Source organism: Gottfriedia sp. S16(2024) (assembly GCF_050473765.1).
In the GTDB taxonomy this organism is placed as follows: Bacteria; Bacillota; Bacilli; order Bacillales; family Bacillaceae_G; genus Gottfriedia.
Window position 1 is genome coordinate 2,506,278 of sequence record NZ_JBFLUO010000001.1, and the last position, 14,536, is coordinate 2,520,813.

A 14,536-nucleotide genomic window follows, 5' to 3' on the forward strand; every position below is an offset into this window, starting at 1 on the left:
TTCATAATACTAATAACAGAAGGAGTTGTAAGGATGAATCATGTGAAAGGACAAGTTAAAGTATTAAATGAGTACGAGATTAATAAGTCGACAATGGCAATCATTCCAGAATTTACGGTCGACTTAGTTGTGATTTCAAAGGTATATGAAACAGATGATAGTTTTTATGTTTTAATGAAACCGATTGAAATTATTGAAAGAAGCTGTGCTTATTTCGGGAGTAGTTACCGGGGTAGGCGTGAAGGAACTAAACAAATGATTTCCATCACCCATAAACCACCAATAGCGATCAGCTCAATGAATCAAATTTTCTTTTTCCCCACTTCATCTTCTTTAAAAGTAGAATGCTCTTGGATCTCCTACAATCATGTTGCTAATTTCAGAGGCGGTAAATACAATCGATCAGTGGTTGAATTTTTTAACGGCGTTGAACTTCCATTAGAAATATCTCGTGGATCATTTGAAAACCAACTATACCGAACTGCACATCTAAGAGCTATTTATGAAGACCGACTCAACCCTGAAAATACCCAACAAAAATCTTACAAATTAATCCCAGATAACGAAATTACATCATATATAAAAGGAATATCCATACACGAAAAATAAAAATGAAAGATTAAAAATTTAACTACTTTAACATATAGTAAAGTAGTTTTTTTATGGGAATTATTTGGAAATTATATTTATGAAAATTAGTCCTTTTAATTCTTAATTAGTAGGATCTATTAAAGTAGATTGTTGAAATCTTATTCAATATAATGGCAGTTTAGTTGCATAAGAAATGATAAAATAGTAAGTCAATAATTAATAATTTTTTAAAAAAACAGAATTATATTGACAATTATCGAATGGATTGATATGGTTATAAAAAAATATTTCTTATCCAGAGAGGTGGAGGGACTGGCCCTTTGAAGCCTCAGCAACAGGTCTGCTTAAGTAGACACTGTGCTAATTCCAGCGGGTGTTAACCTGATAGATGAGAGCTTTCGTTTTTATTTGTCAGTAGCGCACTCTTTTTTAGAGTGCGTTTTTGTTTTTTCTGGATAGTAACTAAAGGAGAGTAGAAATGGGGAACAAAAATGGGCAAGAATTTCAAAGGAACATGCAAGCACGTCATTTAGTCATGCTATCACTTGGTGGGGTGATTGGAACTGGCTTATTCTTAAGCTCGGGCTACACTATTCAACAAGCTGGCCCGTTTGGAACAATACTATCCTATCTGATTGGTGCGCTAGTGGTTTATCTAGTTATGCTATGTTTAGGAGAGCTTTCCGTACATATGCCTGAAACGGGCTCATTTCACAGTTATGCAGTTAAATACATTGGACCGGGTACAGGGTATACAGTAGCCTGGTTGTATTGGTTAACTTGGACTGTTGCTTTAGGTTCTGAATTTACAGCCGCAGGATTACTTATGAAGCGATGGTTTCCATCGATTAATGTTTGGATATGGAGTGCTATTTTTGCCATTTTGATCTTTGTATTAAATGTCATGACTGTTAAATTTTTCGCCGAATCCGAATTTTGGTTTTCATCGATAAAGGTTATAGCTATTGTGATTTTTATTGTTTTAGGAGCAGCGACAATGCTAGGGTTTCTTCCGATGAGTCATTCAAAAGCAGCGCCATTATTTTCTAATTTTACAAGTGGAGGTTTATTTCCTCATGGTGCTACGGGAATTATAATGACCATGCTTGCGGTTAATTTTGCTTTTTCAGGAACAGAATTAATAGGCATTGCAGCTGGAGAAACCGCGAACCCGGAAAAAATGATACCGAAGGCCATTCGAACTACTCTGTGGAGATTGATCATCTTTTTTGTAGGAACGATTTTTGTTTTATCTGCGTTATTGCCTATTTCCGATGCTGGTGTATTAGAGAGCCCTTTTGTTGCAGTTCTAGAACGAATTGGGGTGCCATATTCAGCTGACGTAATGAATTTCGTTATCTTAACAGCTATTTTATCTGCGGCAAACTCAGGCCTTTATGCCTCTTCTAGAATGCTTTGGTCGCTTGCTAATAAGAATACGATATCTCCGGTTTTTGGAAAAATGACGAAGCAAGGTGTTCCAATCAACGCCGTCATTTTCAGCATGGTGGGTGGAGCTTTGGCTTTGCTCTCAAGTATTGTGGCACCAGATACTGTCTATATCGTACTTGTTTCCATTTCCGGTCTAGCAGTAGTTGTAGTTTGGATGAGTATTAGTGCTTCCCAGTTCCTATTTCGCAGACAATTTTTGAAAGAAGGAAATTCTGAAAAGGACTTGATTTATCGCACACCACTGTATCCATTAGTACCAATTGCTTCTTTTATCCTTTGTCTGGCATCGTGTATTGGAATTGCATTCGATCCAACACAGAGAATTGCCTTATATTGCGGCATACCGTTTATTTTGTTTTGCTATGGAAGTTATTATCTAACAAAAAATTTAAAAAAGAGGGGCGTAGATTATGTCGAACAAAGTCAATCCAATTGATGCTATTTTATCCCAACATTCCATTATGCTTCTTGACGGAGCATTAGCTACAGAATTGGAGGCGCATGGATGTAATTTGGACGATCCCCTTTGGTCGGCACGTGTGTTACTAGAAAATCCGGAACTTATTTATCAGGTTCATTCGGACTATTTTCGTGCTGGTGCGGACTGTGCCATAACAGCAAGCTATCAAGCTACTATTAGTGGTTTTTCCGCGCGTGGAATACAAGAACAGGAAGCTTTGGAATTAATTAAGAAAACGGTGTTACTTGCAAGAAGGGCAAGAGATGATTTTTGGAAGGAAAATAAGCAAACGAATAGGCCTAAACCATTGGTTGTTGCATCGGTTGGGCCGTACGGGGCTTACCTTGCAGATGGTTCAGAGTATGTAGGCAACTATGGTGTGACAGATAAAACATTAGCAGACTTTCACCGTTCGAGAATGTCAGCGTTAATTGAAGCAGGTGCAGATCTATTGGCATTTGAAACGATTCCTTCTTTGCAAGAAGCAAGAGTATTAGATACATTATTACGTGAGTTTCCAGAAACATTTGCGTGGCTTTCCTTTTCGTTAAAAAATGAGAAAGAGATTAGTGAAGGTATAAAACTCGTAGAGTGTGCACGAGTTTTTGAGAAAAGTGAACAAATTGTAGCGATAGGCATCAATTGTGCGCCAGTAACCGTTGTGACTGGTGCAATACAAGAGTTGAGGGCAAACACCAAAAAACCGATTATTGTTTATCCAAATTCTGGTGAAACTTATAATCCAGAAACAAAAACATGGCATGGTCATGAACAATGTAACGTGTTGGATATTCAATCTGAAGAATGGTACCAAGCAGGTGCACGTTTAATAGGTGGATGCTGCAGAACGACACCTTATCACATTGAGGAGATATCGAACAAGTGGCGTTCTTCCGAGTATTGAACCAATTGAAGGTGAAGGGGATATTCGTAATTAAAGTTAACGAATAAGTTCATTTAGTTATTCAAAAAATAGTTCATATTTCTGAAAGTTATTCAACTAACGTGTTCTTTATTTGTACAACGTGATCGACGATTTTGTCGATCTTTTTTCAAGATTTTAATCTAACAGAGCCAATAAGAAAAACAATATAAATTAACATGAAATTTGATTTCATCTATATTAAACTTTGGTGTTTCTGGAATGAAGATTTAAATACTTCTTATGTATAGAGTTATTTTGATTTATTGATTTTAAATGTAGTATTTTATTCCTGTTTTTAAATTCTTTTTACTTTATTTGCTCCGTAATCGTGGCTTTATTTGAATTTTTTTTAAAACTTTTACTAAATCTTTTAAGAAATTACTTATTTAATTGACAACTACTTTTCCATTTAGTGAAGTAGTTTTTTTATTTATTCAAAGAATAGTTTATTAGAATTACATTAAGCATCATTAGGAACAAATTAGTAAAAAAATAATTATAAGATGAACAGTCAAATTATTACAAAAAATACTAGTTAGAATCATTTATTATTATTGAATAAATAGTTATATGTGATAATGTTAACAGTAAGGATATCTATTTAGAAATACGGCTTAAGGAGAGATTCATATTTAAATGAACGTTTTTGACTTAAAGGCTTTTTTTACAGAAGAACATTTTTTACATCTCATTCAACAGTACAAAGACTATGGTCCATTAGTTGGAATATCAATCCCTTTTATTGAAGCAATTTGTCCAATTTTACCTTTAGTCATTTTTGTATTTGCTAATGCTGCAGCATTTGGGCCTTTATTAGGTTTTTTATATTCATGGATTGGTTCTTGCTTAGGTTCCATTTTACTATTCTATGTTGTTAGAAAATTTGGTCAGAAACGATTTTTTTCATTTGTAAGTAAGCATAAGAAAGTAGAATCTTCAATAGGGTGGATTGAAAAAAGGGGATTTGGCCCTATTTTTATTATGTTTGCATTTCCGTTTTCACCATCTTTTTTAATAAATATTGTAGCTGGTCTGTCACGTATTAAAATATCACAATTTCTAATCGCATTAGTACTTGGAAAGTTTACTATGATTGCCATGATTAGTTATTTAGGGAAAGATTTAACTTCAGTGTTTCAAAACCCGATTAAAGCAGTGTACATAGGAATTTTTATATTCGTATTATGGATTGTTGGGAAAGTGATTGAGAAACGTATGGACATCAAAGAAAAAACACCAGAGAAAAAGAGAGCGCCTCAATCATCTGATGAGCAATAAAGCATTATTACTCAAAAGGGAGAGAGCAACTTTATGCTAAGAAAAGAAGTATTTGACTGGGGAAAAGCGATCATTATTGGGATCGCAATTGCTTTTATTGTAAGAACGTTCTTATTTTCTACATATGTAGTTGATGGGGAATCTATGATGCCAACATTAAAGGATGGAAACTTACTAGTTATAAATAAATTTGGATATGAGATTGGTGATATTAACAGATTTGACGTAATTGTATTTCATGCAAATAAGAAAGAAGATTATGTTAAGCGTGTGATTGGTTTACCTGGAGATTCAATTGAATATAAAGATGATCAGCTTTATGTTAACGATAAAAAATGGAATGAACCATATTTAAATGATTACAAGAGTTCTTTAAAAGGAACAGCTTTTACACCTGATTTTAATTTAAACGAAGTTACAGGTAAAACGAAAGTTCCACCAGGTTATGTTTTTGTTGAAGGGGACAATCGACCAAAAAGTTATGACAGTCGTTTGTTTGGATTTGTAAAAATTGATAAAATTGTAGGGAAGGTCGACCTACTTTATTGGCCAATTTCAAGTTTGAATACGAATTTTAACAAATAAGCTCCTTATGGGGGCTTTTCTTATTAATTACACATTTATTATTCTAATACTTTAAGGAGGGAGCTAGTTAATGTCGTTTCAATTTATATTAGGACGTGCAGGAAGTGGAAAAACGCATCATATTTTAAATGAAATTACAAATAGATTAAAAAATGAAACAAAAAATATCATCTTTATTGTACCTGATCAAATGACCTTTCAGATGGAATATGAATTAGTTAGAAGGCAGGAAAAGAAGGCGATTATTAATTCCCAAGTTTTTAGTTTTACTCGATTAGCTTGGAAGGTTTTACAAGAAACAGGTGGAATAAGTCGGATTCATATTGGTGAAATTGGAATTTCTATGATTCTTCGAAAGATTATTGAAGAAAAGAAAGAAGAATTGAAAGTATTTCATCACGTTGCTGATCGACAAGGATTTTATAAGGAACTAACAGGTCTTATTGCTGAGTTTAAAGGTTTTCAAGTTTCTTCAGATGAATTATCTTCTGTTATTTTACAAATGGAGCAAAATTCATCAAAGGATCATATCTTTATTCAACAAAAGATAAATGATATTCAAATAGTGTTTGATGCTTTTAATACATATATGAAAGATAAATACCTTGATTCGGAAGACTATTTAAATTTGTTGATTCAAGAATTACCTAAAAGTGACTATATAAAAGACAGTATTATTTATATTGATGGATATTATGACTTAGCACCTCAAGAGCGAAATGTAGTTGAGGAGCTAATGAGATATTGTAGTGAGGTAAATTTCTCTCTAACAATTGACCGACCATATGATGATTTTTTACCACATGAATTGAATTTATTTTATAAACCAGCGCTTCTATATCAACAAATTAAAGAGATAGCTTTAAATACAAAGCAAACAATAGAGGAACCGGTTATTTGTCATCATAACTTTAGAAATCAATCGAATGATTTGAAGTATTTCGAAACAAATTTTGATAACAGGCCAGTTAAGCCTTCGTTTGAATCAGATGGAATTAAGATTATGTCGGCATCTAATCGTCGGGCTGAAGTAAATGGGATTGCGAAAGATATTATTCATAAGGTACGTGAACAAGGATACCGATATCGTGATATAGCAATTTTCTTAAGAAATGGAGATTCATATTCACATTTGATATCAACTATTTTTCATGCGTATGAAATACCAATTTTCATAGAAGAAAAGCGTTCAATGCTAACGCATCCATTATTTACGTTTTTACAAGCTACTTTCGATATCATTCAAAAAAATTGGAGATATGAATCAGTTTTCAATGCATATAAAACAGAATTAGTTTATCCATTTGAAAGTAATCGTGATCAGAATCGTGAACAGCTTGAGTTATTTGAGAATTATTGCATAGCGTATGGTAAGCAAGGAAAAAGGTGGACGATTGAAGAACCATGGAAGTACCGAAAGTATCGCTCAACTGAAGGTATTGATAGAGGGATAACAAACGAAGAGCTAGAATTTGAGGCATTAATCAATTCAGTAAGAGATTTATTAGTAAAGCCAATTCTTACATTTCAAAGCAATCTAAAGCAAGCAAAAAATGCGAGAGAAATGTGTGTAGCATTGTATGAATTTGTTGAATCACTGGATATTTCAAGGAAGCTCCAACGTTTAAAGGATGATGCTGAAAATCGATCTAATTTAATTGAAAGCAAAGATCACGAGCAAGTTTGGAAAGGGTTTATCCAACTTTTAGATGAATGCGTTGAATTAATTGGAGAAGAAAAGCTGTCACGTAAAACATTTTTTGAAATTCTTCAAACTGGTTTTCAATCACTTGAATTTGCGAATGTTCCTGCATCATTAGATCAAGTAAACATAGCTGATTTTGATCATTCAAGATTACAAAATGTAAAGTGTGCTTATATCATTGGTGTAAATGAAGGGGTTATTCCAAGGAAGGCCAATGAAGATGGGCTATTAGGCGACACTGCTCGAGAGTTTTTACAATCATTTGGAGTGGAAGTAGCACCAACAAGCAAGCACCAATTATTTGTAGAAAATTTTAATATCTATACTGGAATTAATCGAGCAAGTCATGAGTTAATCATTAGTTATCCGTTAGCAAGTGATGATGGGAAAAGTCTTGCCCCATCAAGTCTCATTCAAAGAATAAAATCGATTTTTCCAAATATACAGCAAAGATTTGAAAGTGGAGATTTAACATTTAGTTCTGTAGAAGAACAACTAACATCTATTACAAATTATGGTACAGCATTAACGAATTTAGTGTCTCAGCTTCAAGTTTGGTCGACTAAGGAAACTGAAACGAATATGGATTTATGGTGGACGCTTTATAATGTTTTACGAGAAAATACTGATTCAAAAGATAAACTGTATAAAGTGATAAGTAGCGTAATGTATAACAATGTTGCGAAAGATCTTGGAGAAGATTTAAGTACAGAATTATATGGGGAAGAATTGAGTGGATCGGTATCACGAATTGAGCTTTTCCATCAATGCGCATATGCCCATTTTGCACGTTATGGACTAAAGCTACAAGAACGTGAAATTTATAAGTTTGAATCATTTGATATGGGTCAATTATTCCATAGTGCTTTAACAATTATTGGAGAGAATCTTTTACAGGCCGGGAAAAGCTGGAGTAGTTTAACGAATTCAGAATGTGATGAATTAGCAGCAAAAGTAGTAGACGAAATCTCTCCAAAGTTTCAACGTGAGATTTTGTTAAGTACGAATCGATATATGTTTTTAAAGAAAAAAATGAAGGATGTTATTGCTAAAGTATCCTCAATTTTAAGTCAACAAGAGCATTCAGGTAAATTTGTCCCTGTTGCTTTAGAAGTACCATTTGGTATGGGTAAACAGTTGAATTCTTATGAACTTCCGATTGATGGAAAAAGAAGAATGGTATTAAATGGCCGAATTGACCGAATTGATAAAGCTACAAGTGAAAAAGGCGATTACCTTCGAATTTTGGATTATAAATCAACAAAAAAGGAATTAAAATTATCAGATGTTTACTATGGACTTGCTTTACAGTTACTAACTTATTTAGATATAGCTGTAGCAAATTCAACAACTTTACTTGGAAAACACGCGGACCCGGCTGGCATTCTGTATTTCCATGTTCAAAATCCGATTGTTAAAGTTAAAAATAATATCGAATTCGATGAAATTCAGGATGAGATCTTTAAAAAGTTTAAAATGAATGGATTACTATTAGAAGATCGTGAAAGTAATACGTTAATGGATGAAGCATTAATTCAAGATGGAAGCTCTTCAAAAATTGTGCCGATTAGGCTTAAAAAAACCGGAGAGTATATGGCGAAATATTCAAAAACGGTAAAGCCTGAACAATACCCAATGATGACGAATTATATAAAGCAAAAATTTACTGAAGCTGGTCAGCAAATATACAACGGTTTTGTAGAAGCAAATCCATATCAGCAAAAGGATAAAATACCATGTACATATTGCTCGTACCAATCAGTATGTCAATTTGATGCGAATGTAAAAGGAAATGAATATCGTGTTCTACCTCCTTTAGAAGATAGCGAAGCACTACAAAAAATGATAGAGGTGGTGAATAAAGATGAGTAAAGAAGAAAATAACGCAAGTAAAACAACATGGACAGTCGACCAGCAAAAAGCGATCGATTTCGAAGGGTCAGATATTCTTGTAGCCGCTGCCGCTGGTTCTGGAAAGACGGCTGTTCTTGTTGAACGAATTATTCAAAAAATCATTCGCGATGAAAATCCAATAAATGTTGATGAATTACTAGTAGTTACTTTTACAAAAGCAAGTGCCCAGGAAATGAAAGAAAGGATTGGTATTGCATTAGAGAAACAACTTGTAAATAATCCTGAATCTGATCATTTAAGGAAACAAGCTTCTTTATTAAATAAAGCTTCAATCTCAACTATTCACTCTTTTTGTACTGAAGTCATTCGATCAAATTACTATATGGTAGAATTAGATCCGAACTTCCGTACTGCAGAAGAAATTGAGATTCAATTACTGATGGATGAAGTGTTAGAAGAGTTGATGGAGTCAGAATACAGTGATGAATCTAATTTAGTCTTCTTTGATTTAGTTGATCGATATACTAGTGATCGAGATGATAATGATTTACCAAAATTAATATTAAAGCTATATCGTCACGCAATTTCTAACCCAAATCCAAGTGAGTTTTTAAATGCGTTCATTCATCAATATAATGTAGTAGGTAAACCAGTTGATGAGATTCCTTTTATTCAAGAGCTTAAGAAATTTATTCAAAATGATATGATTGCTTGTATAAACACTTATAAACAAGCTTTAGATATAATAGAAAGTCCTGATGGCCCAATTAAGTATGCTGAAGTGTTTAAAGAGGAGTATGGTAATTTAGAATGTTTATTCCATGCTTCAGAAAAATCATGGGAAGAAATTAATGTTGGTCTACAAAAAATAGTATTTAATCGATTGCCAACGATTAAGAAGACAGAGGGAGATCAACAGAAAAAGGAATTAGTAGCGAATTTCCGTAAAGATGTTAAAAAGAAGGTTGAAGATATAAGAGATAAGTATTTTAGTCGAAGTATTGACCTTCAATTAAAACAAATAAGTGAATTAAAGACTTTGGTTGAAAAATTAATTGAACTTGTTAATCGTTTTATCGTGTTATTTAAACAAGCAAAATTGGAAAATGGAATTTTAGATTTCAATGATTTAGAACATTATGCACTTGAAATTTTAAAGGAAAAAAACGAGGAAGATTTATTACCTTCGTCAGTTGCGAGAGTTTACCAAGAAAAGTTTAGTGAAGTGCTAGTTGATGAATACCAAGATACGAACTATGTACAAGAATCGATTTTAAGATTAATCACAAAAGGCTCTGGTGCTTCTGGTAATCTTTTTATGGTTGGGGACGTAAAGCAATCTATTTATCGCTTTCGATTAGCAGAACCACAGCTATTTATAAATAAATACAATTTATACGAAAAAGAGAAAAATGAAAGAACTGGCTTGAGAATCGATTTATCTAAAAACTTTAGAAGTAGAGCGGAAGTATTAGATGCAACCAATTTTATTTTTCAACAAATCATGGGAAGAGAAATTGGTGGTATTGAGTATGATGAAGATGCAATGTTAAAGCTAGGTGCGAGCTATCCTGAATACTCAGATTGCGCTGCTGAATTAATCTTATTAACGAATTCGGATGAAGAAGAAAATGAGCCTGAGTACAGTGAACAAGATGATGATGATCTTGTTGAAGAAAAGCTTGAACAAATTGAGGCAAGGTACGTAGCGAGAAGAATAAAGGATTTAGTTGAAAGTGAATATTTAATAACGGAAAAGACTGGAGAAATGCGACCAGTAAAATATAATGATATTGCTATTTTAGGTCGTTCATTATCGAATGCTGATTTGTATATAGAAGAATGCAAAGCGTTAGGTATACCGCTATATGCTGAGAAATCAAAGGACTTATTTCAAACAATTGAAGTTGCCGTCTTTTTAAATTTATTAAAGTTAATCGATAATACGATTCAAGATATCCCGCTTGCATCTGTCTTACGTTCTCCAATTGTAGGTCTGTCGGAACCGGAATTAACGATGATTAGACTAAATCATAAAAATGGATCTTTTTACGATGCATGCCAGGATTATCTAAATAATTATGAAAACCGACATAAACAACTTTCAATTAAATTAGTAAATTTCTTTGCACAAATAAAGGAATGGAAACGACTCGTTAAAAGAGAGACACTTTCAATCTTTATTTGGAAGGTATTAAAGGAATCTACATACTATGACTTTGTCGGAGGATTACCAGGAGGTAAACAAAGGCAAGCAAATTTAATTACGATATTTGATCGTGCTAAAGCATTAGAAGAATCAAATTATAGAAGTCTATTTCAGTTTTTAAGATTTTTAGATCGTATGCAAGAAAGAGATGAAAAGCTAGATGAGGTTCGTATTTTAAGTGATCAAGAAAATGTCGTTCAAATGATGACAATCCATAAAAGTAAGGGATTAGAGTTTCCTATCGTGTTTGTCGTGAATACTTCTAAGCAATTTAATATGCAAGATTTAAGGGCAAAATTCATTTTACAAAAGGAATTAGGTCTAGGAATGAATTTTGTACATCCTGTGTATCGTACGACTAATTCAACTCTTTTGAAGGAAACAATCAAGCGCAAGGAACAAGAAGAGTTAATTTCGGAAGAGTTACGAATTCTTTATGTTGCATTAACTCGTGCAAGAGAAAAGCTTATTTTAGTAGGTAAAGTAAATGATGCACAAAAAATGATTGAAAGTTGGAAGGAAGTTGAAAACCATAAAGAGTGGCTTTTGCCATTAAATGTTATTAGTGGTGCTAAAAGTTATCTTGATTGGATTGGTCCTTCGATCATTCGTCATGATTCTAGTAATGCAATTAGACTTGAAGATGATTTGTGGCACACAAAAAATGAAATTCAGTTTTACCCATGTCGCTGGAATTATTCAATTGTAGATGCTTCTACAATTCAATTATTGGAAGCTGAGGAAGTAGAAAATAATAAAGTCGAAGTATTTCAAGCTTTTCAGTTAAAGGAACCGATTCAAATTAATCATGAAGAGCTTCATGAAAAACTAGAGAATCAATTAAACTGGCAATATCATCATAGACAATCTACTCTATATCGACCAAAACAATCTGTTACAGAATTAAAAAGAAAAATGCAAGAGGAGGATCCATATAGTCAAAGTTTTACAGCGACTAAAACAAAAGATTTTCCACTTGAAAGACCGAAATTTATGTCAGAACAAAAAATGAACTCAGCTGAAAAAGGGACTGCTACCCATGCTGTTATGCAAAATTTAGATTATCAATATGTCTCATCTCATGACGACATCATAAATCAGATAAATCGTATGGTGTTAAAAGAATTAATTACCCAAGAGCAAGGAGAAGCGGTAAATAGCTTGGAGATATTTGATTTCTGTCAGTCAAAGCTTGGCCAATTAGTGACAAACTCAAATCAAAATCTACGCGAAGTACCTTTTAGTTATGGGGTTTCAACAAATGAAATTTATAAAGATTGGGAAGATGAAGAGGAAGTCGTATTAATCCAAGGGATCATTGACTTACTTTTAATTGATGGAGACGAGGTTATCTTAATTGATTATAAAACCGATCGAACTGGTGCGTTTGCAACAAGCGATGCCTTGAAGCAAGAAGCCATTAGAAGATATGGTGTTCAACTCGATCTTTATTCAAAGGCAATTGAAGCGGGGATGGATAAACTAGTTAAAGCTAAGTATCTATACTTTTTCGATGGTGGTCATATTGTAGAGTTATAAAAAAAGCGATGCATTTGCATCGCTTTTTTTTGTGTACTAAAGAGTTGCAACTTCGTTTTGATCTACTAAATCAGCATCTAAAGTATTAGTGGCACTTGCACCATTTAATGCTACTGGTAGGAATCCTGTATTACCTGAACCTGAACCGAAATATGATTTCGTTTGAGTTTTTGGTGAGATATTATTAAGATCTCCTGTATTTATATTTCCTTCATTGCTTGTGATGACAATTGCACCAAGAAATGTTGGCATGAAGAATTCTCCTTTCCTAATCGGATAATGGTGGTTTCTTTGATTCTGTTAATCGTCCTGCTACCGCCGGCACTGCCGGAACAACTGGGACATGTACTGCAGGTACGGGTGCAACTGGATGTGCTGCGACTGTTGCTGTCGGTACGGCTATCTGTGACGGTGTTGTTGGTTGCATAAGTACATCTGATTGAACGGCTTGCATTGGCTGTGACATGAGTGGTTGCATTAACTGAGCAAAAGTAGGCTGTGTATGAACGCCTGGAGTTTGGTAGTGTAATGTAGGTGGTGTGATAAAATGCCGTATTTGGTGTACACGCGATAACATAAAAGCATTATAAATTGAGCCAATAATGGAAGCGCTGGCTGAGCTTATACCATTATAATTAACTGAACCAACTTGGATTGTAGGGTTAAGATTTACTCGGTTTAATTTAACGTTCGGAACATAAGGAAGATGTTTTGGCATTACTTTATAAAGAGGATAAGTTTCAAAAACATCTTTGCCTGGTTCAGTTAATACGTTTCCTTGTTCCTGTAGCGCGAGAGCATTTGACTCTGCACTCATTGATAATGCATCCCCAAACTGCAAAACGCTTGAAAATAGTACTGTATTTACATTGTAACTTTCTAAGGCGGCTAAACGAAATCTTGGATCAATTTTAAACATTAGCTTACAGATAAAGGTACAAAAGGTCCTACAATTAACGATTCTGGTGGTGTGTCAAATATAGAGGATAGTGAAATATTATGAGCATCTCCAATTATAAATAATGAAGATGATGAAATAGCCGTAAATTTTATTTCTTCTACTTGTAAATTACAATTTGTTACATTTAAATTCATCCTTTATTCTCCTTTCCGATATTATGCGGTAAGTTTTGTAAAAAGGCACTATAGGCAGTTCGAATATCATTTAACATGTGTAAAACGACTTCTTCAGAATATCTTAGAGGATTATCAGCGAAGTTTGGTTTATTCTTATATAAATCAATATAGTAAGGAATCCTGATATCCATTTGATTTCGAATATCATCGATCATCATTTGACGATAATAATCATCTACTGACACTCTAAGCTCTGTTTCTAATTGGAGAATGGTTTCTAGCGCTTCTTCCTTTAAATGGAAATGGATTCGGTCTTCTATATATGATTTCAAAGCTTTCATGTGATTGTCAGGTTTAATATCAATTTGTTGGTTTTCCACGGTTAAATCATCGAATGTTGGGGCTTGAAGCGGATTCAGCCCGATTGTTAACGTACCATTTAAATTTTCTACTTTTAATTGATCAAATTTATATTCGATTTTATCAATTTTTGTCTCAGGTCTTTGAGAAAGTTCAATAACAGTAACTTCAAGTTGAGCTATTTTAGCTTTTAATTCTTCAATTATTTGGGACTGCTCATATAGTAATTGCTCAATTTGATTCTGTCTTAATTCTAGCTGATTCATAGAATTCCCTCGCTTTCACTTTGCTACAGGAATAAGATTATGTCTCTTGCGAAGTTTGAACGATTTGACCTGGTTCAGTAAGTGGTGGTGCTGGTTCTAAATAATCTCCAGTATTATTCGTTATCGTTCTTGCATTTATATTTCCTGTTGTACCAATTTGAAAAACAGATGAGTTTACGATCCCACCAGTTTTTAGCTGATTAATAATAATTGTTTGATGTATATATATATTCAA

12 protein-coding genes and 1 riboswitch are annotated in these 14,536 nt (G+C 33.5%); of the genes, 7 read left to right on the forward strand and 5 right to left on the reverse strand.

Features of this window, described 5'->3' with window-relative positions; all coding sequences use genetic code 11:
• The first annotated feature begins 33 nt into the window (after window positions 1-33).
• From AB1282_RS11740 to addA, 7 genes are all read left to right on the forward strand, one after another.
• A complete protein-coding gene (locus AB1282_RS11740; protein ID WP_056476218.1) occupies window positions 34-609 on the forward strand; it encodes a competence protein ComK in 576 nt (191 codons plus the stop codon).
• A 270-nt stretch (window positions 610-879) separates the two neighbouring features.
• A riboswitch (SAM riboswitch) is annotated at window positions 880-986 on the forward strand.
• An 83-nt stretch (window positions 987-1,069) separates the two neighbouring features.
• Complete coding sequence (mmuP, locus tag AB1282_RS11745; RefSeq protein WP_429899150.1) at window positions 1,070-2,479, forward strand: S-methylmethionine permease; 1,410 nt, start codon at window positions 1,070-1,072, stop codon at window positions 2,477-2,479.
• The gene (gene mmuM / locus AB1282_RS11750) at window positions 2,454-3,407 is read left to right on the forward strand and encodes a homocysteine S-methyltransferase (RefSeq protein ID WP_429899151.1); all 954 of its coding nucleotides are present in this window, start codon (window positions 2,454-2,456) and stop codon (window positions 3,405-3,407) included. The genes mmuP and mmuM overlap by 26 nt, the downstream gene beginning before the upstream one ends.
• 657 nt (window positions 3,408-4,064) lie before the next feature.
• A complete protein-coding gene (locus tag AB1282_RS11755) occupies window positions 4,065-4,706 on the forward strand; it encodes a TVP38/TMEM64 family protein (protein WP_056473567.1) in 642 nt (213 codons plus the stop codon).
• 33 nt (window positions 4,707-4,739) lie between these two features.
• Window positions 4,740-5,291 carry a signal peptidase I gene (gene lepB / locus AB1282_RS11760; protein WP_056473570.1) on the forward strand — a complete coding sequence of 184 codons (552 nt, stop codon included), beginning with the start codon at window positions 4,740-4,742 and terminating at the stop codon, window positions 5,289-5,291.
• 70 nt (window positions 5,292-5,361) lie between these two features.
• On the forward strand, window positions 5,362-8,868 hold the full coding sequence (gene addB / locus AB1282_RS11765) for a helicase-exonuclease AddAB subunit AddB (protein WP_429899152.1): 3,507 nt from the start codon (window positions 5,362-5,364) through the stop codon (window positions 8,866-8,868).
• A complete protein-coding gene (gene addA / locus AB1282_RS11770) occupies window positions 8,861-12,598 on the forward strand; it encodes a helicase-exonuclease AddAB subunit AddA (protein ID WP_429899153.1) in 3,738 nt (1,245 codons plus the stop codon). The genes addB and addA overlap by 8 nt, the downstream gene beginning before the upstream one ends.
• A gap of 36 nt (window positions 12,599-12,634) precedes the next feature.
• Here the strand turns inward: addA and AB1282_RS11775 are convergent, their stop codons facing one another.
• Genes AB1282_RS11775 through AB1282_RS11795 form a run of 5 tightly spaced genes read right to left on the reverse strand, consistent with a single transcriptional unit; the run spans window position 12,635 to window position 14,536 of the window.
• Window positions 12,635-12,850 (reverse strand): spore germination protein, encoded by a 216-nt coding sequence (locus tag AB1282_RS11775; protein ID WP_056473576.1) that lies wholly within the window; start codon window positions 12,848-12,850, stop codon window positions 12,635-12,637.
• 16 nt (window positions 12,851-12,866) lie between these two features.
• Window positions 12,867-13,517, reverse strand: coding sequence for a spore germination protein GerPE (locus tag AB1282_RS11780; RefSeq protein WP_429899154.1), 651 nt, complete (start codon window positions 13,515-13,517; stop codon window positions 12,867-12,869).
• The gene (locus tag AB1282_RS11785) at window positions 13,517-13,693 is read right to left on the reverse strand and encodes a hypothetical protein (protein WP_056473579.1); all 177 of its coding nucleotides are present in this window, start codon (window positions 13,691-13,693) and stop codon (window positions 13,517-13,519) included. Before AB1282_RS11785 ends, AB1282_RS11780 begins: the two co-directional genes overlap by 1 nt.
• Window positions 13,690-14,301 (reverse strand): spore germination protein GerPC, encoded by a 612-nt coding sequence (gene gerPC, locus AB1282_RS11790; RefSeq protein ID WP_056473582.1) that lies wholly within the window; start codon window positions 14,299-14,301, stop codon window positions 13,690-13,692. Before gerPC ends, AB1282_RS11785 begins: the two co-directional genes overlap by 4 nt.
• A 37-nt stretch (window positions 14,302-14,338) precedes the next feature.
• On the reverse strand, window positions 14,339-14,536 hold the full coding sequence (locus tag AB1282_RS11795; protein ID WP_056473584.1) for a spore germination protein GerPB: 198 nt from the start codon (window positions 14,534-14,536) through the stop codon (window positions 14,339-14,341).

Excerpts from the sequence above, each read along its gene's own strand:
- lepB (WP_056473570.1), top strand. The coding sequence starts at position 4,740 with ATGCTAAGAAAAGAAGTATTTGACTGGGGAAAAGCGATCATTATTGGG.
- AB1282_RS11785 (WP_056473579.1), bottom strand. The coding sequence starts at position 13,693 with ATGAATTTAAATGTAACAAATTGTAATTTACAAGTAGAAGAAATAAAA.
- AB1282_RS11780 (WP_429899154.1), bottom strand. The coding sequence starts at position 13,517 with ATGTTTAAAATTGATCCAAGATTTCGTTTAGCCGCCTTAGAAAGTTAC.
- mmuP (WP_429899150.1), top strand. The coding sequence starts at position 1,070 with ATGGGGAACAAAAATGGGCAAGAATTTCAAAGGAACATGCAAGCACGT.
- AB1282_RS11740 (WP_056476218.1), top strand. The coding sequence starts at position 34 with ATGAATCATGTGAAAGGACAAGTTAAAGTATTAAATGAGTACGAGATT.
- addB (WP_429899152.1), top strand. The coding sequence starts at position 5,362 with ATGTCGTTTCAATTTATATTAGGACGTGCAGGAAGTGGAAAAACGCAT.
- AB1282_RS11775 (WP_056473576.1), bottom strand. The coding sequence starts at position 12,850 with ATGCCAACATTTCTTGGTGCAATTGTCATCACAAGCAATGAAGGAAAT.
- addA (WP_429899153.1), top strand. The coding sequence starts at position 8,861 with ATGAGTAAAGAAGAAAATAACGCAAGTAAAACAACATGGACAGTCGAC.
- gerPC (WP_056473582.1), bottom strand. The coding sequence starts at position 14,301 with ATGAATCAGCTAGAATTAAGACAGAATCAAATTGAGCAATTACTATAT.
- AB1282_RS11755 (WP_056473567.1), top strand. The coding sequence starts at position 4,065 with ATGAACGTTTTTGACTTAAAGGCTTTTTTTACAGAAGAACATTTTTTA.
- mmuM (WP_429899151.1), top strand. The coding sequence starts at position 2,454 with ATGTCGAACAAAGTCAATCCAATTGATGCTATTTTATCCCAACATTCC.